Origin of the sequence: Rhodococcus sp. 06-470-2, assembly GCF_002258235.1 — a bacterium.
GTDB lineage: Bacteria > Actinomycetota > Actinomycetes > Mycobacteriales > Mycobacteriaceae > Rhodococcoides.
In genome coordinates, this window is sequence record NZ_NOYB01000048.1 from 1 (window position 1) to 22,173 (window position 22,173).

Annotated in this window: 22 protein-coding genes; 9 read left to right on the plus strand and 13 right to left on the minus strand. The window is 64.7% G+C overall.

All coding sequences use genetic code 11. The features are described from left to right. Nucleotides 1-916 (plus strand): hypothetical protein (locus CH276_RS27320; protein ID WP_254925928.1); only part of this gene is annotated, 916 nt, incomplete at its 5' end. A 26-nt stretch (nt 917-942) separates the two neighbouring features. On the opposite strand, the gene CH276_RS27325 is transcribed toward CH276_RS27320, so the two are convergent. The 7 genes from CH276_RS27325 to CH276_RS27355 all read right to left on the minus strand — a co-directional run bounded on the left by CH276_RS27325 (nt 943) and on the right by CH276_RS27355 (nt 9,995). Beyond that, the gene (locus CH276_RS27325; RefSeq protein WP_045194450.1) at nt 943-1,719 is read right to left on the minus strand and encodes an enoyl-CoA hydratase; all 777 of its coding nucleotides are present in this window, start codon (nt 1,717-1,719) and stop codon (nt 943-945) included. Then, entirely contained in the window at nt 1,716-2,624 is a 909-nt protein-coding gene (gene mmsB, locus CH276_RS27330; RefSeq protein WP_094632256.1) for a 3-hydroxyisobutyrate dehydrogenase, read from the minus strand. Before mmsB ends, CH276_RS27325 begins: the two co-directional genes overlap by 4 nt. Beyond that, on the minus strand, nt 2,621-3,679 hold the full coding sequence (locus tag CH276_RS27335) for an enoyl-CoA hydratase/isomerase family protein (protein WP_094632258.1): 1,059 nt from the start codon (nt 3,677-3,679) through the stop codon (nt 2,621-2,623). The genes mmsB and CH276_RS27335 overlap by 4 nt, the downstream gene beginning before the upstream one ends. After that, nucleotides 3,676-4,815 carry an isobutyryl-CoA dehydrogenase gene (locus CH276_RS27340; protein WP_032393500.1) on the minus strand — a complete coding sequence of 380 codons (1,140 nt, stop codon included), beginning with the start codon at nt 4,813-4,815 and terminating at the stop codon, nt 3,676-3,678. The genes CH276_RS27335 and CH276_RS27340 overlap by 4 nt, the downstream gene beginning before the upstream one ends. Nucleotides 4,816-4,822: 7 nt before the next feature. Next, complete coding sequence (locus tag CH276_RS27345) at nt 4,823-6,331, minus strand: CoA-acylating methylmalonate-semialdehyde dehydrogenase (RefSeq protein ID WP_032393499.1); 1,509 nt, start codon at nt 6,329-6,331, stop codon at nt 4,823-4,825. Nucleotides 6,332-6,408: 77 nt separating this feature from the next. Continuing rightward, complete coding sequence (locus CH276_RS27350) at nt 6,409-7,161, minus strand: SWIM zinc finger family protein (RefSeq protein ID WP_094632260.1); 753 nt, start codon at nt 7,159-7,161, stop codon at nt 6,409-6,411. Further along, nucleotides 7,161-9,995: a DEAD/DEAH box helicase gene (locus CH276_RS27355; protein WP_045194440.1), complete on the minus strand. Its 2,835-nt coding sequence runs from the start codon at nt 9,993-9,995 to the stop codon at nt 7,161-7,163. The genes CH276_RS27350 and CH276_RS27355 overlap by 1 nt, the downstream gene beginning before the upstream one ends. Before the next feature lie 81 nt (nt 9,996-10,076). On the opposite strand from CH276_RS27355, the gene CH276_RS27360 reads away from it, so the two are divergent. The 3 genes from CH276_RS27360 to CH276_RS27370 all read left to right on the plus strand — a co-directional run bounded on the left by CH276_RS27360 (nt 10,077) and on the right by CH276_RS27370 (nt 12,639). Then, nucleotides 10,077-10,982 (plus strand): NADP-dependent oxidoreductase, encoded by a 906-nt coding sequence (locus CH276_RS27360; RefSeq protein ID WP_045194439.1) that lies wholly within the window; start codon nt 10,077-10,079, stop codon nt 10,980-10,982. A gap of 96 nt (nt 10,983-11,078) precedes the next feature. Next, nucleotides 11,079-11,801: an HNH endonuclease family protein gene (locus tag CH276_RS27365; RefSeq protein ID WP_254924453.1), complete on the plus strand. Its 723-nt coding sequence runs from the start codon at nt 11,079-11,081 to the stop codon at nt 11,799-11,801. A 10-nt stretch (nt 11,802-11,811) separates the two neighbouring features. After that, the gene (locus tag CH276_RS27370; protein WP_094632262.1) at nt 11,812-12,639 is read left to right on the plus strand and encodes a shikimate 5-dehydrogenase; all 828 of its coding nucleotides are present in this window, start codon (nt 11,812-11,814) and stop codon (nt 12,637-12,639) included. 1 nt (nt 12,640) lies between these two features. On the opposite strand, the gene nagB is transcribed toward CH276_RS27370, so the two are convergent. The 3 genes from nagB to CH276_RS27385 are packed head-to-tail and all read right to left on the minus strand — an operon-like array spanning nt 12,641 to nt 15,852. Then, nucleotides 12,641-13,423, minus strand: coding sequence for a glucosamine-6-phosphate deaminase (gene nagB / locus CH276_RS27375; protein ID WP_094632264.1), 783 nt, complete (start codon nt 13,421-13,423; stop codon nt 12,641-12,643). Continuing rightward, nucleotides 13,424-14,608, minus strand: a complete 1,185-nt coding sequence (locus CH276_RS27380; RefSeq protein WP_176459475.1) for an N-acetylglucosamine-6-phosphate deacetylase — start codon at nt 14,606-14,608, stop codon at nt 13,424-13,426. Then, nucleotides 14,605-15,852 carry a PTS transporter subunit EIIC gene (locus tag CH276_RS27385; protein WP_045194431.1) on the minus strand — a complete coding sequence of 416 codons (1,248 nt, stop codon included), beginning with the start codon at nt 15,850-15,852 and terminating at the stop codon, nt 14,605-14,607. The genes CH276_RS27380 and CH276_RS27385 overlap by 4 nt, the downstream gene beginning before the upstream one ends. Before the next feature lie 175 nt (nt 15,853-16,027). Between CH276_RS27385 and CH276_RS27390 the strand changes: the two genes are divergently transcribed. Then, nucleotides 16,028-16,258, plus strand: a complete 231-nt coding sequence (locus CH276_RS27390; protein ID WP_032393491.1) for a glucose PTS transporter subunit EIIB — start codon at nt 16,028-16,030, stop codon at nt 16,256-16,258. After that, nucleotides 16,255-16,719: a PTS sugar transporter subunit IIA gene (locus CH276_RS27395; protein ID WP_094632266.1), complete on the plus strand. Its 465-nt coding sequence runs from the start codon at nt 16,255-16,257 to the stop codon at nt 16,717-16,719. Before CH276_RS27390 ends, CH276_RS27395 begins: the two co-directional genes overlap by 4 nt. Nucleotides 16,720-16,721: 2 nt before the next feature. Here CH276_RS27395 and CH276_RS27400 read toward each other — a convergent pair whose 3' ends face one another. Continuing rightward, nucleotides 16,722-17,468, minus strand: coding sequence for a GntR family transcriptional regulator (locus CH276_RS27400; RefSeq protein ID WP_032393533.1), 747 nt, complete (start codon nt 17,466-17,468; stop codon nt 16,722-16,724). A gap of 179 nt (nt 17,469-17,647) precedes the next feature. Here CH276_RS27400 and CH276_RS27405 point away from each other — a divergent pair, with 179 nt between their 5' ends. Next, nucleotides 17,648-18,865 carry a benzoate/H(+) symporter BenE family transporter gene (locus CH276_RS27405; RefSeq protein ID WP_094632268.1) on the plus strand — a complete coding sequence of 406 codons (1,218 nt, stop codon included), beginning with the start codon at nt 17,648-17,650 and terminating at the stop codon, nt 18,863-18,865. Between the two features lie 10 nt (nt 18,866-18,875). Beyond that, on the plus strand, nt 18,876-19,349 hold the full coding sequence (locus CH276_RS27410) for an acyl-CoA thioesterase (RefSeq protein ID WP_045194423.1): 474 nt from the start codon (nt 18,876-18,878) through the stop codon (nt 19,347-19,349). 4 nt (nt 19,350-19,353) lie between these two features. On the opposite strand, the gene CH276_RS27415 is transcribed toward CH276_RS27410, so the two are convergent. Together CH276_RS27415 and CH276_RS27420 are read right to left on the minus strand one after the other, a co-directional pair. Next, the gene (locus tag CH276_RS27415; protein WP_094632270.1) at nt 19,354-20,379 is read right to left on the minus strand and encodes a phosphotransferase family protein; all 1,026 of its coding nucleotides are present in this window, start codon (nt 20,377-20,379) and stop codon (nt 19,354-19,356) included. Between the two features lie 111 nt (nt 20,380-20,490). Then, the gene (locus CH276_RS27420) at nt 20,491-20,817 is read right to left on the minus strand and encodes a hypothetical protein (RefSeq protein ID WP_052049157.1); all 327 of its coding nucleotides are present in this window, start codon (nt 20,815-20,817) and stop codon (nt 20,491-20,493) included. Between the two features lie 589 nt (nt 20,818-21,406). Here CH276_RS27420 and CH276_RS27425 point away from each other — a divergent pair. After that, complete coding sequence (locus CH276_RS27425) at nt 21,407-22,132, plus strand: hypothetical protein (protein WP_094632272.1); 726 nt, start codon at nt 21,407-21,409, stop codon at nt 22,130-22,132. Nucleotides 22,133-22,173: the final 41 nt, after the last annotated feature.

Genomic DNA, 22,173 nt, shown 5'->3' on the forward strand with positions numbered 1-22,173 from the left:
GCTGCTGCAAGGCTACGGCTCGCACGAGGGCGATGTGTGCTCGCTCGGCGCCTACCTGCCGCTGGAGCCGGTGCTCGCCTCCCTCCGGGCGGTACTGGTGTTGGGGGTCGGGGCGGGTGCGCACGGTGCACGCGCAATTCTGACGTATCTGGACAGTCCCCATCGAACCCCCATCGTGTCGCGGACGGTGCGCCGCACGCCCGGGCAGTCGCTGTCCACCACGATCGCCACCGGTGTCGACGCCATCCACTCGATCGCAGCGACTATGTCGCTGCCGGTGCAGTTCTCGGCCATCGCCTATCGAGTTGCCACCGATCCAGGCGCAGTCGCCACCCGAGGTACGGCCCGCACCGCGTCGCTCGTGCCGGAAACTGCTGCGCAAGTGCGGTATCTGCGTTTCATCGGGCTGGTGCCCAATCACGGCGTCACCGTGTTGTGCGATATCGGTAGCACCGGCACCACGGTCACCGTCATCGATCTCGCGTCCACTCGCACTCTCATGACGCGGCGCACTGCCACGTTCTGCGGCGACGATCTCGATCACTCGATTCGCAGGCTGCTCTCGTCCAACGGCGTTCGCGTCGGAATCGACGCCAGCCGGTCCATCAAGGAGCAGTTGAGCGTGGACTCCGTCGTCAGCACCACCGATCCGTCCGGTACTGCGCGGCATGTGCTCACTCGGCGCGACTTCGACGATCTGATCGCAGGACCGGTGCGGTATGCGGGCATGCTGGTGGAGCAGACCATCCAATTGTCCGGTGCCAGACCGCAGTCCATCGTCGTGGTGGGCGGTGGTGCGAACATCACCTCGATTGCGCGTTCTCTCGAGCTGCGTACCGGTCTGACGACGCTGGTGCCGTCGATGCCGGAGCTGGTCTCGGCCCGCGGGGCCGCCCTCCTGTCCCCCGACAGGTAGGACGGCACCGAGAGTGGAGCCCGCCGCTACCGGTGCTGGAAGTTCGGCGTCCGCTTCTCGATGAAGGCCGACATACCTTCCTTCTGATCCTCGGTGGCGAAAGTCGAGTGAAACACGCGGCGCTCGAACAGAACACCCTCGCGCAGACTGGACTCGAACGATCGGTTCACCGCTTCCTTCGCCATCTGGGCAACCGGTAGCGACATCTCGGCGATGGTGGTCGCGGTCGCGATGGCGTCGTCGAGCAGATCGGCAACCGGCACGATGCGCGAGACCAGTCCGGCTCGCTCGGCTTCCTCGACCTTCATGTTGCGACCGGTCAAGCACATCTCCATGGCCTTGGCCTTGCCCACCGCTCGCGTCAGGCGCTGCGACCCGCCGATTCCCGGGATGACGCCGAGCTTGATCTCGGGTTGTCCGAATACCGCGGTGTCCGAGGCGATCAGGACATCGCACAGCATCGCGAGTTCGCACCCGCCGCCGAGCGCGTAACCGGAGACCGCTGCGATCAACGGCGTCCGAGCCGACGCAAGTCGATCCCACGCCGCGAAGAAGTCGTCGAGGTACACGTCCATATAGGACTTGGGCTGCATCTCCTTGATGTCGGCGCCGGCCGCGAAGGCTCGCTCGGAGCCGGTGATCAGGATCGCACCGATGCCGGAGTCGGCGTCGAGTTCTTCGACCACCGAAACCACTTCGCGCATCAGCTCGGAGTTGAGCGCGTTCAGCGCCTTGGGACGATTGAGTGTGATGATGCCGACGCGTCCCCGACGCTCGAGCAGAATCGTCTCGTAGTCACTCACTGGCCTGCTCCGTTCGAGCGCTCGCGGATGTCGTTGATGATGCCGGAGAAGTCGACATCGGTGCCGCCCCCGGATGTTTCCTTGAACCGAGAGTACAACTCGGCCGCCCGTAGGCCGAGGACACCCTCGACACCGTTGTCGCGCAGTGCATTGGCAGCCAGACCCAGGTCCTTGTCCATGAGAGCCGCCGCGAAGCCGGGCTTGTACTCGTTGTTGGCAGGGCTCGTCGGGACCGGTCCTGGCACCGGGCAATTCGTCGTCAGTGCCCAACATTGACCCGACGCAGTCGACGCCACGTCGAACAATGCCTGATTGCTCAGCCCCAGCTTCTCCCCCAGCACGAAGGCCTCACTGATGGCGATCATCGACACTCCGAGAATCATGTTGTTGCAGATCTTGGCGGCCTGGCCGTTGCCTGCTGCACCGCAGTGCACCACCTTGCGACCCATGACGTCGAGAACCTCTGCAGCAGAGGCGAAATCCTCCTCGGAACCGCCGACCATGAAGGTCAGTGTTCCTGCGGCCGCTCCCCCGACTCCGCCGGAAACCGGCGCGTCCAGACTGCGGTGTCCTGCCTCGTGCACCAGCTTGTGGGCGGTGTGCGCATCGGCGACGTCGATGGTCGAGGAATCGATGAACAACGTACCCGGCGCGGCAGCGGGCAGCAGGTCCGCGTACAACCCCAGTACCAGTCTGCCGTTGGGCAGCATCGTGATGACGATGTCGGCATCGGCGACGGCGGCCACGGCCGATTCCATCACGGTGACGCCGTCCTTCGTGGCCTGCTCGAGCGCGGCGGGAACCAGGTCGAAGCCCTGCACCGTGTAGCCGGCCGCAGCCAGATTGGCGGCCATCGGTCCACCCATGTGGCCGAGGCCGATGAAGCCGATCGTCTTCTCGCTCATGACTGCTCACCTTCTGTGTGTGCGTTCGACAGGCCCAGCTCCGCGTCCCCGAGGGGCGCGAAGTACCGGTCGACGTCCTCGGGCGTGACGTCTGCCAACGTACGCGGTTGCCATTGCGGGTTGCGGTCCTTCTCGACCACTTGTGCTCGGATTCCCTCGACGAGGTCGTGGCTGTTCAGCGACGCGACCGACACGCGGTATTCCTCGTCGAGTACCGACTCCAGCGTCGGCAGCGTCGCGGCACGACGCAGCGATCTCAGTGTCACTGCCAGCGACACAGGTGATTTGGACGCGATGTCCTGCGCCGACTTCTGCGCCTCGGGCACTGTGCTGGCGGCAAGCGCGTCCACGATGCTCTGAACGTCGTCGCCAGCGTAGCACTCGTCGATCCACCCCTGCTGACCGACAATCGTGGACTCCGGTGCCGGCTCGCTGAACGTCGCGACGGCCTCTCCGACGCTGACCGTCTCGAGTGCCGAGTAGAAGTCCTCGAGCTTGTCGGATGGGATGTAGTGATCGGCGAAGCCGACCGCGATGGCGTCGGCAGCATTCATCCGCGCCGTGGTGAGCGCGAAGTGAGTGCCGATCTCGCCCGGCGCACGCGAGAGCAGGTACGTGCCACCCACATCGGGAACGAATCCGATTCCGACCTCGGGCATCGCGATCTTCGATCGTTCGGTGACGATGCGAGTGTTGGCATGTGCCGAGAGTCCGACGCCTCCGCCCATGACGATGCCGTCCATGATGGCCACGAACGGCTTGGGGAACCGAGCGATCGCGGCGTTGAGGATGTACTCCTCGCGCCAGAAGTCCTTGCTACCGCTGCCGCCGTCCTTGGCGTCGTGGTAGATGGAGACGATGTCGCCGCCTGCACACAGTCCGCGCTCACCTGCTCCGGTCAGCAGGACGACGTCCACAGCGTCGTCGGTTGCCCACTGCGCCAACGCCGGTGCGATCTCGCGAACCATCGCATGGTCGAGCGCATTGATGGCTTTGGGGCGGTTCAAGGTGATTCGACCTATACCGCGGGAGACCTCGAGGATCACGTCGCTCATGCGGCACCCACGATCGACCGAGCGACGACCACCCGCATGATTTCGTTGGTCCCTTCCAGAATCTGGTGCACCCGAAGGTCACGAACGATCTTCTCGACGCCGTACTCGCTGAGATAGCCGTAGCCGCCGAGCAGTTGCAGCGCTCCGTTGGCGACCTCGAATCCGGTGTCGGTTCCGAAACGCTTTGCCATGGCGCACATTTCGACCTTGTCCGGCGCGTCGTTCTGCAGCGCGTCCGCGGCCCGCCACAGCAACGTGCGGGCGGCTTCGAGTTCGGTCTTGAAATCGGCGAGTCGGAACTGGAGCGCCTGCGCATCGAGCAACCGCGCCCCGAACGCCTTGCGCTCGGCGAGGTAGGCAACGGCCTTGTCGAGAGCGGACTGCGCGCCGCCGATCGAACATGCCGCGATGTTGATGCGCCCTCCGTTGAGTCCGTTCATCGCGATACGGAACCCGTCGCCCTCGTTGCCGAGCAGGTTCTCGGCCGGGATGCGGACTCCTTCGAGAACGACCTGCCGGGTGGGCTGGGCATTCCAGCCCATCTTCTTCTCGTTGGCTCCGAACGAGAGTCCCGCGGAGTCCTTCGGCACGATGAACGCCGAGATGCCGCGCGGCCCTGGTGCACCGGTGCGCGCCATCACGACGTACACCTCGGATGTGCCCGCGCCGGAGATGAATTGCTTGACGCCGTCCAGCACATATTCGTCACCGTCACGCACAGCTTTGGTGCCGAGCATCGCGGCGTCGGATCCCGCGCCCGGCTCGGTGAGGCAGTAGCTCCCCAGCTGATCCATCGCGCACAGGCCCGGGAGCCAACGCTGCCGTTGCTCGTCGTTGCCGTAGGTGTCGATCATCCACGCGACCATGTTGTGAATGGAGATGTACGCCGCGATGGACGGATCACCGGTGGCCAACTGCTCGAAGATCCGCACCGAATCGACTCTGGTCAGACCCGATCCACCCACATCCTCGCGAATGTAGATGCCGCCCATTCCCAGTCCCGCTGCCTTGCGCAGCACGTCCACCGGAAAGTGTTTCTGCTGATCCCATTCGATGGCATTCGGTGCCAGGAACTCGTCGGCGAATTCGCGAGCGGTGTCGTTGATCGCTCGCTCGTCCTCGTTCAAGGTGAACATCGCCGGATCAGTCCATGTTCGGAATGACGAAGTGATTCTGTGCAACTGCTTCTTTGGTGCCCGACGGCCAGCGCTGGGTGACCGTCTTGGTCTTGGTGTAGAAGCGGATCGAATCGGGTCCGTGCTGGTTCAGATCGCCGAATCCCGAACGCTTCCAACCACCGAACGTGTGGTACGCGATCGGTACCGGGATCGGCACGTTGACTCCGACCATGCCCACCTGGACGCGCGAGCAGAAGTCGCGAGCGGTATCGCCGTCACGGGTGAAGATCGAGACGCCGTTGCCGTACTCGTGCTCGGTGGGCAGGCGCAGCGCGTCCTCGTAGTCCTTGGCGCGGACGACGATAAGGACGGGTCCGAAGATCTCCTCCTTGTAGATCCGCATGTCGGTGGTCACCTTGTCGAACAGCGTTGCGCCGGCGAAGAATCCGTTCTCATGGCCTTCGAGGCTGAAACCGCGTCCGTCGACGACGAGCTCGGCACCCTCGTCCACACCGATCTGGGTGTAGTCGTTCACCCTCTTCAGCGCATCGCTGCCCACGAGCGGCCCGAAGTCCGCGCTCTCGTCGTCGCTGCGGCCGATCTTCAGCTTCGCCACTCGCTCGGTCAGTTTGGCGACCAACGCGTCGGCAGTCTCCTCCCCGACCGGTACCGCGACGGAGATCGCCATGCAACGCTCACCTGCCGAACCGTAGGCGGCACCGAGCAGTGCGTCGGCGACCTCGTCGAGATCGGCGTCGGGCATCACCAGGGCGTGGTTCTTGGCTCCACCGAAGCACTGCGCTCGCTTGCCGTGTTGGGCTGCCGTCTCGTAGATGTACTGCGCGATGGGGGTCGAACCGACGAAGCCGATCGCCTTGACGCGGTCGTCGGTGAGGAGCACGTCGACGGCATCCTTGCCGCCGTTGACGACGTTGAACACACCCGGCGGAAGTCCTGCCTCGAGGAAGAGTTCGGCGAGCTTGAGCGGAACGGACGGGTCACGCTCGGAGGGCTTGAGAATGAACGCGTTTCCGCAGGCGATGGCCGGGCCGGCCTTCCACAGGGGAATCATCGCGGGAAAATTGAACGGGGTGATTCCGGCTACGACGCCGAGTGGCTGACGCATCGAGTAGACGTCGATTCCGCCGCCCGCACCCTCGGTGTACTCACCCTTGAGCAGGTGTGGGACACCGACGGCGAACTCGACGACCTCGACGCCGCGCTGAATGTCGCCCTTGGCGTCGGCGATGGTCTTACCGTGCTCGGAGGAGAGCAGACGAGCGAGCTCTTCGGTGTCGCGCGTGACCAGCGCGAGGAATTTCATCAACACTCGGGCGCGACGCTGCGGGTTCCAGGTTGCCCATTCACGCTGCGCCTGTTCGGCGTCGGCTATCGCGGCCTCGACCTCGGATACGTCGGCCAGGGGAACCCGGGCCTGAACCTCGCCGGTGTTGGGATCGAAGACATCCCCGAATTTTCCGGAGGTGCCTGCGACATGCTTGCCGCCGATGAAGTGCGTGAGTTCGCGAGCCATGGAATTTGTCCGTCCTCGAGCGTGGAAGTGAAGTACGCCCATCCTATAGTCGGATGTCCACGTAAGTCCAGGAGTGGTCACATCCGGTCGTAGAACTGCCTCAGATCGGCGACGGCACGACTGACCTCGGCCTCGGTGGAGCCGTCGGCGCGGAAGATTCGGCGCAGGATCAACGGATCGAGATCGTCGACCGCCGGAGCGAACGACACCTGGGGAAGTTCCGAGAACGATGCGCGATCGGCGAACCAGTCGTCGGGGTCGAACTCGTCGTCCCCGTCACCGACACCCTCGATCAGTTGATCGAGATCGACGCCACGCAGCGTCAGGATGGTGGCGGCGGACGCGTCGATGTGCTCGGCAGCGATGTACATCAGAGCCGCCGCATGTTTGCAGGGCCAGCCGTCGTCGGGGCAGGTGCAGTCGAAATCGAGCTGCCCCTTGTCGTGCGGCAGCAATACCGACGCCAGTGCCTGCGGAATGGCATTGGAGGCCAGCTCGGCCAGCATGCCGGGGTTCGATCGCACCCTGCCGACGAGCGCGGCAACCTCACCCTGCGTGAGCGGGTCGACGGTGACCGAGGCCGAGAACGGCTCGAGCTGACTGCCCTGCACCTCGCCGTATATCTGCCCGCGCTCGACACCGAGAGTGAGCACCTGCCCTTGGCGCGCATACGTTCTGCCACGCGCTATCCGACCCGGATCCGCGAGGTCTTCCATGGCCGACACGAAATGCCTGCCCCACCACGTCTGCCCGAATGCACCGCGTTTGTTCCTGGACTCGATGCCGCCCTTGGCTTTTCGCCGTTTCCCGTATTGCGAGAAGTCGACCATCACTCCCCCACCGCGTCCTCGCTGAGGCGGAACAGTTCCTGCAGCTCCGCGGTGTCCATCTCGGTCACCCAGTTCTCGCCGGTGCCCACCGCCAGATTCGCCAGATCCTGCTTGGAGACGAGCATCGAATCGATCCGTTCCTCGACGGTGCCCACGCACAGCAGTTTTCGCACCTCGACGTTCTTGCGCTGCCCGATGCGAAAGGCCCGGTCCGTCGCCTGGTTCTCCACCGCCGGGTTCCACCAACGATCAAGATGAACGACATGATTGGCGGCTGTGAGGTTCAAGCCGGTACCGCCGGCCTTGAGCGAGAGCATCATGATCGGCGGACCGTTCCCGCTCTGGAACTTCTCCACCATCTCGTCGCGCTTGGACTTGCTCACGCCGCCGTGCAGGAACGGCAGGTCGGTCCCGAATCGTTCGGCGAAGTACGGTGCCACGAGCTCACCGAACTCCCGGAACTGGGTGAACAGCAACGCTTTCTCGTTGTCGCCCAGAATCGAGTCGAGCATGTCCTCCACCAGACCGATCTTGCCCGAGCGATGCTGCCCCCTCTTGAGCACCGGTGAGCCGTCGGACAGGAAGTGGGCGGGATGGTTGCACACCTGCTTGAGACGAGTGAGCGCGGACAGCACCGCACCTTTGCGCTTCATGCCCTTCGCGTCGGCGATCTGCGCCATCATCTCGTCGACGACCGCCTTGTACAGCGCGGCCTGCTCGGCTGTCAGGTTGGCGCGCACGGTCATCTCGTTCTTCTCGGGCAGATCCGAGATGACCGTCGGATCGGTCTTGACACGACGCAGAATGAACGGCGAGGTGATGGCGCGCAGACGCGAGACCGCGCTCTCGTCGTTCTCGCGCTCGATCGGAACCGAGAATCGCTTCCGAAAGTCCGACGGCCTACCGAGCATGCCCGGATTGGCGAAGTCGAGAATGGACCTCAGCTCGTCCAGACGATTCTCGACCGGTGTTCCGGTGAGTGCCAACTTGTGATCCGCAGGGATCGCGAGCGCCGCCTTGGCCTGAACGGTGCCCGAGTTCTTGATGTGCTGCGCCTCGTCGAGGACCACCCGACGCCACGTCTGCTCGGACAGCTGCGCGCGATCCTTCGCCATCAGCGCGTAGGTGGTGACGATCAGATCGTGCTCTGCGATCGCCCGGTCCAGCTCGTCGCCCTTGGACCGAGCCGGGCCGTGGTGCACCAGAACTCGCAGTGCCGGGGTGAATTTCGCCGCCTCACGTTGCCAGTTGCCGACCACCGACATCGGTGCCACCAGCAGCGTCGGCGTCGAACTCTTCTCGTGCGCGAGCAGTGTCAACACCTGCAACGTCTTGCCGAGCCCCATGTCGTCGGCGAGTACAGCCCCGAGACCGAGCCGACTCATGAACGCGAGCCAATCGAGCCCACGCTGCTGATACGGCCGCAGGGTTGCGTTCACACCGGCCGGTACGGGGATCGTCTCGGGCACCGCACCGGGCTCGAGCAACGTCGCTGCCCATCCGGTGGCTCTGATGTCCTGGACCGGAGCCGGCGGCGGGTCGGCCAGCGTCATCTCGCGCATCAGCGTGCTCAGGGCAGTCCCGTCGCCGTGATGCTCGGCGACGTACTTGGCGGCTCGTGCGAGCTGACCGCCGTCGGCCAGTACCCACTGCCCGCGGAGTCGAACGAGATCGCCCTTCGAGACGGCGAGTCTGTTCATCTCCGCCTCGGTGAGCACCATGTCGCCGAGTTGGAGTTGCCAGTCGTACGACACCAGTTCGTCCATGCCGACCGCCCGATCGGCGGCCGCTTTCGTCACCGCAGGCGAATCGACGCGCAGCCTCATCGACGGATCCAACCTCGTCCAGGCCCGAGGAAGCAGAACCGTCGTTCCGGTGGCCTGCAGCGCCGTCGCACCGTGTTCGACGAGGTCGATGACCACCGACGTCGGAAGCAACAGATCGAGGGTGCCTTCTTGAGACGGCAGATCACGCAGTCTCGGGTACGCCGCCACGGCCTCACCGAGCTTGCGCACGGCGATCGAGAGCAGGGTTGCATCGACCTTACGGCTCATCGGGACCGGCCGCGGCGCTTCACCATCCGCTCGCAGACACACCTGCAGCGTCCAGAACGACTCCGCTGATTCCTCGGAGGAACTGTCGACGACGCCATCGTCGTCATCGGGTTCGAGCAGGCGTAGCACCAGGGACGGCTCGTCGACGGTGAGGCTTGCGCGCCAGTTGTCGAGCAACGTCGACATCTGTTGGGTGCCATCCACGTACGGGTCGTCGCGAATCAGAGCGGACAACAGCGGATGCTCCGAGTCGGGCCTACCCAGAACCGATCTGACGATCGGATCGGTGAGCTCCTCCACCATGTCGTCGAGGATCTTCTTGGGCCGCTCTCCCGCACGCTGCACCGACGGCATCGCGACGGCGAGTTCGCTCAGCCAGGCCCGTTGACGTTCACCCCCGACCAGACGCCACCGTGGCCACCACTGCCCGTCCATCAACTTCAGAGCAGGAACCACACGACCGCCGCGAACCCAGCGTTCGATTCCGCGGGCGACGTGCGCCAGGTACCGGAGATCGCCGGAAATCGAAGCGTGCTCGGACGGCGTCCGCAACAGCAGATCGGCACCGTCGTGCGGGGCGAGCGCGATGGCCGGAACCTGCACCGGGGCCTGCGCGGTGGCACTGCGCCCGGGTGCCGGAAACGACACCGCAGCACGGTGCCGGAACGGTCGGGTGAGGACGTGCGCGTGTGTCGGCGGCAGATCGGGTTCGTCGCCGGTGGAGATCTCGTCGTCCCACAGCATCAGCCCGGCACCGGGAGACCAGAGACCGTGCAGCATCGGTCCATCCAACCAGCAAGCACCGACACACCTCGGGTGAGGCACTCCCGAGCAAGTCGCTCGGTGAGGCACAGTGGATGCATGATCGCGTACGGCTTCAGCGAATACGGCGGACCCGACACCGAGTACCTTCTCGACCTACCCGTCCCCGAGCCGGGACCGGGGCAGATTCTCGTGGCGGTCCACGCCGCCGGGGTCAATCCTGCGGATTGGAAGGTGCGGGCGGGCAATCGCAAGGACACCGTGCAGATCACCTTGCCCGCGGTTCTGGGTCGGGAAGTATCGGGCACCGTCGTGACGGCCGGCGCGGGTGTGGCCGATTTCTCGGTGGGCGACCATGTGTTCGGGGCCACCGCCTCGGGACACGGAGGGTACGCGCAGTACACGGTGCTCAACGCATCGAGCACTGCCCACAAGCCGGAGGCCGTCTCGTGGGCGGCGGCGGCCACCCTGCCGGTGGCTGCCGGGACCGCGTACGACGCGCTGCGCCGACTGGCCGTCGGCGCGGGCGATTCCGTCCTGGTGCTCGGTGCGGGTGGCGGCGTGGGTTCGGCCGTTCTGCAACTCGCGCGAGCCGACGGTATCGACGTTCTCGCAGTTGCGAGTACTGGCAAACAGGAGTGGATCGAGAGCCTCGGAGCCGAATTCGTCGCCTCCGGCGGCGACTTCGTCGATTCGATCTCGCGACCGGTGAACGGCATCGTCGATCTCGTCGGAGGCGAGACCTTGCGCGCCGCGGCGACCGCACTGACGGCGGGGGTACCGATCGTCAGCGTCGCAGACCCGATGCTCGCGGCGCAGTGGGACGGATCCGGAGTCGATCGGGACCGCACCACCGCAGCATTCGCGCGGCTGGCGGACCTGACCGCGTCGGGCGTCATTCGTCCGCGTATCGACCATGCCTTCCCCCTCGAGCGTGCGGGCGAGGCTCTCGCCCTCGTGGAGAACGGACACGTGCTCGGCAAGGTCGTCGTCGAAGTTCGCTGACACCGAGACGGGTGCGGGGATCACTGTCGGTACCTTCCGGCACACTGCTGTCGCGAGGACCGATGACCGAGTACTGAGATCGACGATGGGGCGTGCGTGAGAAAACTGTGGGTCGCGGTACTGCTGGTGCTCGCTGCGGCAGTGATGGCCGTGTTCGGCTCGTGCGAGCGGTCCGTCATCCCCGGTTTCACACCCGCCCAACCCGCTCCCGGCAGTCCCACGCGTACTCAGATCGAGCAGTTGCTCGCCCAGGTTCGCGTGGTCGCGGCCAGGCCCGATGCCCTCGGCTACGAGCGCGGGTGCAAGAGCGGCGAAGGGTGTGTGTTCGGCCCGGCGTGGACCGACGACTACGACGGGCCGGGTGGTCACGACGGCTGCGGTACCCGCGACAACGTCCTGGCGCTGTCGATGACCGAGGTCGAGTTCCGCGCAGGCACCCGCGACTGCGTCGTGCTGTCGGGTTCGCTCGCAGATCCGTACTCCGGTGAGCCGATCCAGTTCACCAAGTCGGACGCCGGAAAGATTCAGATCGATCACGTCTACCCGCTGTCCGCTGCATGGGACATGGGCGCGAACACGTGGTTGCCCGACAAGCGCGTTCGGTTCGCCAACGACGTGGCGTTCAATCTGCTCGCGGTCAACGGAGCGGACAATCAGAGCAAGAGTGACAAGACACCCTCGCAATGGCTGCCACCGAACGCGGCCTACCACTGCTTCTATGCGGGTAAGTATCTGTCGGTCGCTGCGCAGTACGAGTTACCGATCACCCAGGCCGATCAGGGTGTTCTCGCTTCGGTCGCCTCGACGTGCGCGGCGTAACGTCTGAGCGATGGCAACAGCACACCCGCGCAGCGTCCTCGACCGTGAGACGCAGCTCTGCATGTCCTTGTCCGGCCGACCGAGCAACATCGGAACTCGCTTCCACAACTATCTCTACGACGAGTTGGGCCTGAACTTCGTCTACAAGGCGTTCACCACCACCGATCTCGCCGCCGCAGTGGGGGGCGTTCGCGCCCTGGGCATCCGAGGCTGCGCCGTCTCCATGCCGTTCAAGGAAGACGTGATCGAACTGGTCGACGTGATGTACGAGTCGGCAAGCGCCATCGAATCCGTCAACACGATCGTCAACGAGAACGGCGTCCTCCACGCCTACAACACCGACTACCAGGCCGTCGCGAATCTGCTCGCCGCGAGTGGCTTCTCGACCGACTACTCGGTGGCCGTCACCGGCAGCGGCGGGATGGCCAAGGCCGTCGTTGCCGCACTTCGGGATTCGGGCTACACCCGGGGCACCGTCGTCGCCCGCAACGCGAACACCGGCCCTGCCCTCGCCGAGACCTACGGCTACGACTGGTCGGCCGAAGCGGTGGGCGCAGACCTGCTCGTGAACGTGACCCCGGTGGGTATGGCCGGAGGGCCGGATGCCGATTCGGCACCGTTCACCGAGCAGCAGATCGATGCAGCGAATGCCGTGTTCGACGTCGTCGCCATGCCGTCGGAAACGCCGCTGATCGTTGCCGCTCGGGCGGCGAACAAGCCCGTGATCACCGGCGCTCAGGTCATCGCGCTCCAGGCTGCAGAACAGTTCGTTCTCTACACCGGAGTTCGGCCGTCGGACGAACAGATCGCGCGCGCATCGGAGTTCTCGCGCAGCTGACTCACAGGTGCTGCCACCGGGGCTTGTTGGCATAGGCGTACCGGTAGTACTCCGCGAGTGCGAGCGACGACGCCGCGGCCTCGTCCAGCAGCACCGTTGCGTGCGGGTGCCATTGGATCGCCGACGCCGGGCAGTGCGCCGACAACGGTCCTTCCACGGCCGCCGCCACCGCGTCCGCTTTCGACTGCCCTGTTGCGATCAACAGCAGGTGACGCGCCTCGTCGATGGTGCCCAGCCCCTGGGTCAGTACGTGATGCGGCACGTCCTCGGGCGAATCGAAGAATCGGGCGTTGTCGACGCGAGTCTGTTCGGTCAGCGTCTTCACCCGCGTTCGAGATCTCAGCGACGATCCGGGCTCGTTGAAACCGATGTGCCCGTCTGTGCCGATTCCGAGTATCTGAACATCGATGCCGCCTGCGGCGGCGATCGCCGCGTCGTACCGCTGCGCCTCCACAGCTATGTCGTCCGCTTCGCCGTCGGGCGAGAAGACCGCGGTGTCGTCCAGATCGACGTGGTCGACGAAGTTCTCGCGAATGAACGAGAAATAGGACTGCTCTGCTGTTTTCGCCAGTCCGATGTACTCGTCGAGCAGGAAGGCGCGGCATCGCGCGAATGACAGGCCGTCGTCCCGATGCCGTCGCGCCAATTCGCGATATGTGCCCACCGGGGTGGACCCGGTTGCCAGTCCCAGTACAGGAGTGGAGCCGACTCGTGCGACTCGTTCGACGACGTCGGCGGCTGTTCGGTCCACCGCGTCGGCCCCGTCGAGGATCACGACCTCCATCTAGCTGTCCTCTCCGATTGCAGTTCCGCCTCTGATCACCCGCAGTGGTTCGAAGGCCGGGTCGACCACCAATACGTCGGCTCGCATGCCTGGTTCGAGGTGACCGACGTCGGAGTCGAGGCCGATCGACGCGGCAGGAGTCGACGACGCGGCCAGTACGGCCTCGACCAATGGCACGCCGGCGTTCAGCACGGCGCGGCGTAGCAGGTCCAGGACGGTTGCGGTCCCGCCCGCGATCGGAGCGGTCTCGCTGTCGGTGTCGCGGGACAACCGCGCTACCGAGTGTCGGACGGTCACATCCAGTGGTCCGAGTCGATAGCGACCGTCCGACATTCCGGCCGCGGCCATCGCGTCGGAGACCAGCGCGATGTGTGCACCACCGACGAGATCGAACACCGCGCGGACGGTCTCGTCGGCGAGATGCACTCCGTCGCCTATCAATTCGAGCACCATCGCGTTGCGCGCCGCAGCGGCCAGACACTCGCTCACCGGGCCCGGCGCCCGATGATGCCAGGTAGGCATTCCGTTGAACAGGTGTGTGGCCGTGATCGGACCGTCCCCCAGCGACTCGATTCCGCGTCGGGTGGTGAGCGCATCGGCGTCCGTGTGGCCGATGCTGGGCAGTATCCCGTTCTCTCGCAACATCTCTGCGACGGCGGTGAAGCCGTCGATCTCGGGTGCAAGGGTCATCGACCGCACCGCGCCCCGGCCCGCGCTCAAAATGTCGCGGAGAAGTCCGGGATCGCCGCTGCGCAGCGACGCGGGGTCTTGCGCGCCGCAGCGGTCGACCGACAGGAACGGCCCCTCGAGATGGACTCCGGCGACATCACCGGTCTCGTACAGATCGGCCAAAAGCGATGTCTGCATGATCAGCCGTTCCGGCGGTGCCGACACCAGTGATGCGAGCATCGTCGTGGTCCCGCGTGAGCGATGATGCCGTACCGCCGTCATGAGATCGACGGCAGGTGAATCCGGGAAAGATGCCCCCGCCCCGCCGTGGCAGTGCAGATCGACCAAACCAGGGAGGATCGTCGAATCCGTCTGCGGTACAGCCCGACCGGGCCATGCCGATGCCGGTCCGACCCACGAGATCCGGTCTCCCGTCCACGCGACGACGCCGTCCTCGATCACCTGGTCGCGCGTGACGACCCGCCCGCGGTGAGTGGTCGTGGTAGATGCGGTCATGCCCGATCGGGTTCGAGCACTGCGTCGTCCTCACGTCCAGGGGTGCGCAGGTTCCATTTCTTGATGACGAAGCTGAACAAGAAGTAGTAGATCACCGCGTACACCAGGCCGATCGGGATGAGCAGCCACGCTTTGGTTGCGATTCCGTAGTTGAGCAGATAGTCGATGCCGCCGGCGGAGAAGAAGAAACCGTCGTGGATCCCGAGGGCATTGCACAGGGCCATCGACGTTCCGGTCAACACCGCGTGGATGATGTAGAGCGGCCAGGCGACGAACATGAACGAGTATTCGAGCGGCTCGGTGATACCGGTGACGAACGCAGTCAGGCCCGTGGACAACATGATTCCGCCGACGAGCTTCTTCTGTGACGGCTTCGCGTTGCGATAGATCGCGAATGCCGCAGCGGGAAGAGCGAACATCATGATCGGGAAGAATCCGGTCATGAACACTCCCGCGGACGGGTCACCGGCGAAGAACCGATTCAGATCGCCGCGGACCAGTTGACCACCTGCATCCTGGTAGTCACCCACCAGGAACCAGACGACGGAGTTCAGAATGTGGTGCAGCCCAGTGGGAATGAGCATGCGATTGGCGAAGCCGTAGATGCCGCTGCCCACCACACTGTGGTCGGCGACGGTGTTGCCCACCCACTGGAGTGCACTGTAGAAGAGCGGATAGACGAACGACATGATCACGGCGACAACGAGACCGGTGATTGCCGTCATGATCGGTACCAGACGACGGCCACTGAAGAAGCCGAGATAGTCCGGCAGCTTCTGGCGATAGAAACGCTGCCAGAGAATCGCCGAGAGCAATCCGATGACGATGCCTGCCAGGACGCCGTAGTCGATCACGGCGGGGTCACCGTTGGCGTCGACCTCTCCGTCGAGCACGACCGGCGACATGGCCGTGAAGACTCCGTTCATCACCATGTAGCCGACCACAGCTGCGAGCGCGGTCGAACCGTCGGACTTCTTGGCCCAGCCGATGGCGATACCGACTGCGAAGATGAGGGGAAGCCAGGTGAAAACTGCCTGACCTGCAGCGGAGATGACCGCGGCGGTGGTCTCCAGTGCGCTGAATCGACCCAGCAGGTCGTCCTGCCCGAGTCTCAGGAGAATTCCGGCGGCGGGCAGAACAGCGATCGGGAGCATGAGGCTGCGACCGAAGCGCTGCAGCCCGGCCAATGATCGAGATTCCTTCTTCGGCTCGGTGTCGACCGAGTCAGTCTTCTTCGGGGTCATGGCGACCTTCTCTTCGAGGGCTGGTCCTTCGGGGGCTTTTCGCTGTTGTGACCGGGTGCCATCAGGGGTACTGTCCGGTCATTACCAGTTGTAGTTTGGCCAGGTGGCAAGCACATGTCAACCCGGACATGTGATCCACCCGACAGATGTACGCCCACAGAAAGCGAGAACCCACATGTCCAAAGCGGACGCGATCGTCGAAGGCCTCGGCGGTGCCGACAACATCGTCGAGATCGAAGCGTGCATCACCCGGCTGCGCACCGAGGTCAAGGATGGGTCGTTGGTGAACGAGGCAGCACTCAAAGCAGCAGGTGCCCACGGCGTCTTCCACAAGGGAACCGCAGTTCAGGTCATCGTCGGCCCCGAAGCGGACACGCTCGCAGAAGACATCGGCGACATCCTGTGAGCGACGCCGGTGCGATCCTCAGCCCTGTTGCCGGCCAGGTGATTTCGCTTGCAGACGTGCCGGACCCGGTGTTCTCGGCGCAGATGGTCGGCTCCGGTGTCGCACTGCGCCCGGCCCCGAACGACGGGTCGGTCGAGGTTCGTTCACCGGTCGCGGGCACGATCCTCAAACTCCATCCACACGCATTCGTCGTCTTCACCGAGAACAAGGCGGGCGTATTGGTGCACATCGGTATCGACACCGTGAAGATGAAGGGCGAAGGCTTCGAACTCTTCGCAGCAGAGGGTGATCGAGTCGAGGCCGGCGATCTCGTCGTCACCTACGATCCGGCGGCGATCGCGGCGGCAGGCTACTCGGATGTCGTTCCCGTGGTTCTGATGGACTCGAAGCCGGATTCGGTGACGAGTGCCAGCATCGACAACACCGTGGCGGTGGGCGACCTGTTGTTCGAGCTGCCCTGATCTCACCGACGCTGCGAGGTGCGTCGCCCGCCTTCGACTTCCATCGACAGTTGATACCGATCGCAGCGGTACCAACTCTCGGTGTGTTCGAGCGGCTCGTCGCCGCTGAAGGAGACGCGGTCGAAGTACAGCACGGGGGCACCGCGCTTGGTGCCGAGCAGGGTGGCGGTATCACTGTCGGCCGCAGTGGCTTTGACGGTCTGCTCGGCCCGGTCGATGGTCAACCCGTAGTGAATCTGAACGGCCTCGTACACGGACTTGCTCAGGTCGTGCTCGATCAGACCGGGCAGCAAGGAAGCCCGGTACCACGCGTCGTCGACGCTGACCGGTTCGGCATCGGCCAACCGAAGACGCTTGACGTGGTAGGTCTGTTCCTCGTCGGCCAGTCCGAGAGCGCGAGTCGTTGCCGCCGAGGGGCTTTCGAGCCGCGCGAACAGCACCACCGTCGTCGGCGTCAATCCTTGCGCCCGCATCTCCTCCGAGAACGACGCCAGGTGCAAACGAGACTGCACGGTGCGACTGGCCACGAACGTGCCCTTGCCACGGACCCGCACCAGGTGTCCGTCGTTGACGAGTTGACCGATGGCCTCGCGAACGGTGATGCGGCTGACGCCGTAGTCCTCCATCAGCTTTCGCTCGCTGGGCATGAGATCGCCGGGTTGCAACTCCTTCGTGCAACGGTGCAACAGAATTGCGCGAAGCTGTTCGTGCTTGGGGACCTGACTGTCCCTCAGATGTACGGGCATCACCACTGCGCAGGCCTTTCCGTCACTCGCCGAACCAGCGGTACGGACTGGTCCGGTCCAACCAAGAGACTACGTCACATCGGCGGTGCCCCGACAGCATTCGACCACCGACCCCTGGTGGCGACTCGGCTCGACGGGAAACGACGCGACAGGCGACGGCCCACAGTGCATCATCGTCAGTCGTGACCACCGCCGACGCTGCCGACAGACCGACGCCACTCTCCACCCCCGTCAGCGCTGGAATCGTGGCCTCACTGGTCGGCTTCACCAGCTCGTTCGCCGTTGTACTGACGGGCCTGCGGGCGGTAGGTGCCAGCCCGACCGAGGCGGCATCCGGTTTGCTGGCACTGTGCGTCACCCAGGCCGTGGGAATGATGTGGCTCGCGCGCAGATACAGACAGCCCATCACTCTGGCGTGGTCGACACCGGGCGCGGCGCTGCTCGCCGGAACCGGCATGGTGGTCGGAGGGTGGCCCGCGGCGGTGGGTGCGTTCGTCACCGTCGGAGTCCTGATCGTCCTGACGGGCCTGTGGCCGAGACTCGGCGCACTCGTGTCGACAATTCCGGTGCCACTCGCGCAGGCGATGCTGGCCGGAGTTCTCCTTCCTCTCTGCGCAGCACCGGTGGTCGCCTTCGCCGACTCCCCCGCCCAGGTGGCTCCAGTGGTCCTGGTCTGGCTCGTGGTCCTGCGGTTCAGTGCACGTTGGGCAGTTCCGGCAGCATTCGCCGCGGCGGCGGTGGTGATCGCGGCCGGTCTGGTCGGCGGCGGCACTCCGATCGCGCCGAACGATCTGGTCCCCCGAATCGACTGGACGGTTCCGCACTGGAGCTGGCAGGCCACAGTAGGTATCGCGGTGCCGCTGTACATCGTCACGATGGCGTCCCAGAACATCCCCGGCGTCACGGTCATGGCGTCGTTCGGGTTCCGCATTCCCTGGCGTGCCTCGATGGCCGTCACCGGAACCGGAACCGTCCTGGGCGCATTCGCCGGCGGTCACACGATCAACCTCGCCGCGATCAGCGCTGCGCTCTCGGCGAATCCCAGTGCCCATCCGGACCCGAAGCGGCGATGGATCGCCGCCTTCTCGGCCGGATCGTCCTACCTGGTGCTGGCGCTTCTCTCCACCGCCCTGGCCACCCTGGTCGCTGCCGCTCCCGCAGGTGTGGTGGAAACAGTTGCCGGGCTTGCCCTGTTGGGGACCCTCGCGGCGTCGTTGTTCGGCGCGCTGGAACATGCAGCGGACAGAGAAGCAACGGTTCTGACATTCCTCGTCGCTGCGTCCGGCCTGACATTCGCAGGGATCGGCTCCGCATTCTGGGCCTTGGTCGTCGGTCTGATGGTCCGAGCGATCCTGCGTCGGCAATCCCCGGCGACGCCAGCTACCGACGCCACTGGTTAGGGTCACGTTCATGACCGATCGAGTGAGCCCCGCGTCGGACTTGTCGCACGCATCGGATTTTCCGGCACTGTGGCCGGTGACGACGAGATGGGACGACAACGACCACTACGGCCACGTCAACAACGTCACCTACTACGCCTATTTCGACACCGCCGTCAACGGTTGGCTGATGGAGACGACCGGTCTCGATATCAGGACACTGCCTGCGATCGGTGTCGTTGCCGAAACCTCGTGCCGATACCTGTCCGAGTTGAGCTTTCCGGATCGCCTTCAGGTGGGCCTGGCAGTCGAGAAGCTGGGCACCCGCAGCATCGTGTACTCGCTCGGGTTGTTCCGCGAAGCCGACGACGATGCGTTGGAGCTGGCGGCCAGGGGTCGATTCGTACACGTGTACGTCGATGGGGTCACCCGTAGGCCGGTGGCGATTCCGCCCGAAATCGAGACTGCAGCTCGCACTTTGGTGATCGGGACGGCGTCGGCCTGACCGACTACAGCCCGATCTCGTCGGCCGTACGCAGAGCCCTGCTGACGATGTCGTCGATGAGCGTCGTGGTCGGCCCGCCTGCCACCGCCCGGTTTCGCGAGTCTGCTTCCATCCGGCGCATGACACCTTCGGCGATGATCGAGAGCTTCCACAGCGCCAGTACCTGCCAGAATCCGACATCGGAGACGTCGCGGCCGGTGTGCCCCGCATACGACTCGACGAGTTCGGCCCGAGTAGGAAAGCCCGGCAGAGTCGACGCCATGAAGGGACCGGCGACCCCGTCGTCGGCTTGCGGCCAATAGGCCAGAAGTCCTCCGAGGTCCGCCAAGGGGTCTCCGAGTGTGCACAGCTCCCAGTCGACAACCGCGGCGACACGGCCGTCGTCGCGGGCCGTGATGACGTTGCTGAGGTGGAAGTCTCCGTGCACCAGAGTCACCTCGTGCTGCGATGGAATGCCGGCTGCCAATCGCGTTGCCAGCGAATCGATACCGGGTACGTCGCGAGTGCGCGAGGATTGCCATTGCTTGGTCCACCGTGCCAGTTGGCGAGCGGCGTACGGCTTGTGACTGGCCAGATCGGCCAGACCCGAGGAGTCCAGATCCACGCGGTGGATGTCGGACAGCGCGACCGTCAGGCCGAGCCCTACTCGGCGCCTGTGATCGGGGTCGAGTCCTTCGGCTACCGCCACCGAGTCGACGACGATCCCGTCGACGAAACTCATCAGCACGAGTGGGACCTCGGACACCGACGAATCCTCGGTCATCGCAATCATTTTCGGAACCGGAACCGCCGTGTTCTGCAGGCCCGACAGAATTCGATGCTCACGCACCACATCGTGTGCGGACGCCAACAGTTTCCCCAGTGGTGGACGCCGAAGCACCCAGCAACTGCCGCCGGCATCACGAACCGCGTAGGTGAGATTGGACTGACCGTTGCCGATCCGATGGAAGGTGAGAGGCGAGGTTGCGCCGATTCCCAATCCTGCGATCCAGGTCGATACCGCGTCTTCGTCCAGTCCCACCGCACCCATACAGAACCCTCACTTCGCCGCGCGACACCGTTGTCGACTGCCGTCATCGGAATTCGACCGATAGTAGCGAAGCTGAACCCGCTCGGGTGCCGAGGCACCGAGCGGGGCCGATCAACTTGCGCGCTCGAACGCGGAGATCAGCGCTGGAGTCGCGATCGCCGGAGCCGGAGCGGCTACCTCGTTGCGCTTGACGGCAATTTCGTCCACTTCACCGACCAGCAGGGCAACCATCGTCTCCGGCTCGGAGGCCCAGACGGAGGAGATGTTCCGCACTTCGGCAGGTGCGAACAGTCCGCTGGTTGCCAGAGCGTCGATCCATTCGGCGACGGCGTCGGCCGTGGGATCGGGCACGGTCGATCGGTCGAGCGAGTCCGCTTGGAACTCGTTGCAAAAGAACGCGCGGACCATAGCGAGCTGTCCCTGAGACATTGCGGTCATGTTCTTCTCCCTCGAGTTGTCGGCGTCCGTAGGTGTCGAATACCCGATTCCGACGGGTTGTGACGGGTACCACGGTCCGTTTCCAGATCGTTATCGATTTGGCTGTAACGGTCGATTGCGGGTTTCCGATGCGGCTGAAACTACGCCCTTTTGGTCGGTCTCGCCCAGGGTGAACTGGACTCTGTGACTATCGTCACACACTTGGACCCATCCAATCAACGTCTTGCAACGAAGTCATAGTTTGGTTTACGAAATGCTGTGACAGGAAACAAGTTATCGACAAAACGCCAGGTCGGAGGGCATTCGCACCATTCGGACCGACGTCCGACTGCAGCAACTCGAACTCAGCATGCCTCCGCTACACGAGCTGCAAGAAGGCACGCAGTTCTGTATCGGGCCAGTTTTCGATCTCTTGCCCCGACTTGTGGCCGATTTGCCGACATGCAGAATTTGACGAAGTGAGCATCCTGCCGCTCACTTTTCGATACCCCTCAGGCCGCTGCGTGATCGAAACGTTATTACGAAAACAATCAGCTCGTTCCCAACTTCCTCACATCCGATGTTCAGCCGAGTCGGGCACCGTGGCCGCATGCCAACACCGAGCCTCGGTTCCGGACCGATCCAAGCGTCCCGTCACGCCGAAACCGACGCCGAGACGCCCGCGGTGTCGTCCAGTGCCCCCACCCGTCCGCGACGGCGCGCCGTGGTCGCTCGCTCGGCCGTGTCCGCTGCCTCTGCCGTCCTGTTGCTGTTGATCCTGATGTGGGCACCGCAGGTCGCACCCTCGACGTCCGTCGAATCGACCCCTGCCACGGCACTGGCCACTCACGTACTCGATGCGATCGATGTGACCGCGGTGTTGATCGCCGTCGCCGCGCTCGCCGTCGTGGCGCTGATACGAAAGCTGCCGTTCGGGATCGGGGTGGTGATCGCCTGCACCATCGGTGCCGTCGTCAGCAGTGCGCTCGCTCGCGAGGTCCTGGGAGCGTCGATGCCGTCGGCAGATCTTCCGAACGGTCAACTCGTCGCGGTGGCCTCTCTACTCGGAGCAGCGTCCATGGTGGCGTCCGCAGCGTGGCGGCCCGTGGTCCTCGGCCTGGGCACCGTCGCAACGCTCGCGGTCGCGGCGGCTGCCCTTTTCGTCGGTTCCGCGTCCGTGACCGGGATCGTGAGCGCAGCGTCGATCGTGTTCGTGTGGTGGCCGGCGTGCTCGATCGTCATGCTCTACTCGCCCGTCGCAGCTGCCCGCGAAGCTCGCAACCCGCTCGACACGGCCGCTCTGGCCGTTCAACGCAAAATGGGGCGCTCCCGTTGACGAACAACCGGAAGCGCCCCATCTGACTGCTGACTGCTCGT

Excerpts from the sequence above, each read along its gene's own strand:
- mmsB (WP_094632256.1), bottom strand. The coding sequence starts at position 2,624 with ATGAGCGAGAAGACGATCGGCTTCATCGGCCTCGGCCACATGGGTGGA.
- CH276_RS27335 (WP_094632258.1), bottom strand. The coding sequence starts at position 3,679 with ATGAGCGACGTGATCCTCGAGGTCTCCCGCGGTATAGGTCGAATCACC.
- CH276_RS27340 (WP_032393500.1), bottom strand. The coding sequence starts at position 4,815 with ATGTTCACCTTGAACGAGGACGAGCGAGCGATCAACGACACCGCTCGC.
- CH276_RS27345 (WP_032393499.1), bottom strand. The coding sequence starts at position 6,331 with ATGGCTCGCGAACTCACGCACTTCATCGGCGGCAAGCATGTCGCAGGC.
- CH276_RS27350 (WP_094632260.1), bottom strand. The coding sequence starts at position 7,161 with ATGGTCGACTTCTCGCAATACGGGAAACGGCGAAAAGCCAAGGGCGGC.
- CH276_RS27355 (WP_045194440.1), bottom strand. The coding sequence starts at position 9,995 with ATGCTGCACGGTCTCTGGTCTCCCGGTGCCGGGCTGATGCTGTGGGAC.
- CH276_RS27360 (WP_045194439.1), top strand. The coding sequence starts at position 10,077 with ATGATCGCGTACGGCTTCAGCGAATACGGCGGACCCGACACCGAGTAC.
- CH276_RS27370 (WP_094632262.1), top strand. The coding sequence starts at position 11,812 with ATGGCAACAGCACACCCGCGCAGCGTCCTCGACCGTGAGACGCAGCTC.
- nagB (WP_094632264.1), bottom strand. The coding sequence starts at position 13,423 with ATGGAGGTCGTGATCCTCGACGGGGCCGACGCGGTGGACCGAACAGCC.
- CH276_RS27380 (WP_176459475.1), bottom strand. The coding sequence starts at position 14,608 with ATGACCGCATCTACCACGACCACTCACCGCGGGCGGGTCGTCACGCGC.
- CH276_RS27385 (WP_045194431.1), bottom strand. The coding sequence starts at position 15,852 with ATGACCCCGAAGAAGACTGACTCGGTCGACACCGAGCCGAAGAAGGAA.
- CH276_RS27390 (WP_032393491.1), top strand. The coding sequence starts at position 16,028 with ATGTCCAAAGCGGACGCGATCGTCGAAGGCCTCGGCGGTGCCGACAAC.
- CH276_RS27410 (WP_045194423.1), top strand. The coding sequence starts at position 18,876 with ATGACCGATCGAGTGAGCCCCGCGTCGGACTTGTCGCACGCATCGGAT.
- CH276_RS27415 (WP_094632270.1), bottom strand. The coding sequence starts at position 20,379 with ATGGGTGCGGTGGGACTGGACGAAGACGCGGTATCGACCTGGATCGCA.
- CH276_RS27420 (WP_052049157.1), bottom strand. The coding sequence starts at position 20,817 with ATGACCGCAATGTCTCAGGGACAGCTCGCTATGGTCCGCGCGTTCTTT.
- CH276_RS27425 (WP_094632272.1), top strand. The coding sequence starts at position 21,407 with ATGCCAACACCGAGCCTCGGTTCCGGACCGATCCAAGCGTCCCGTCAC.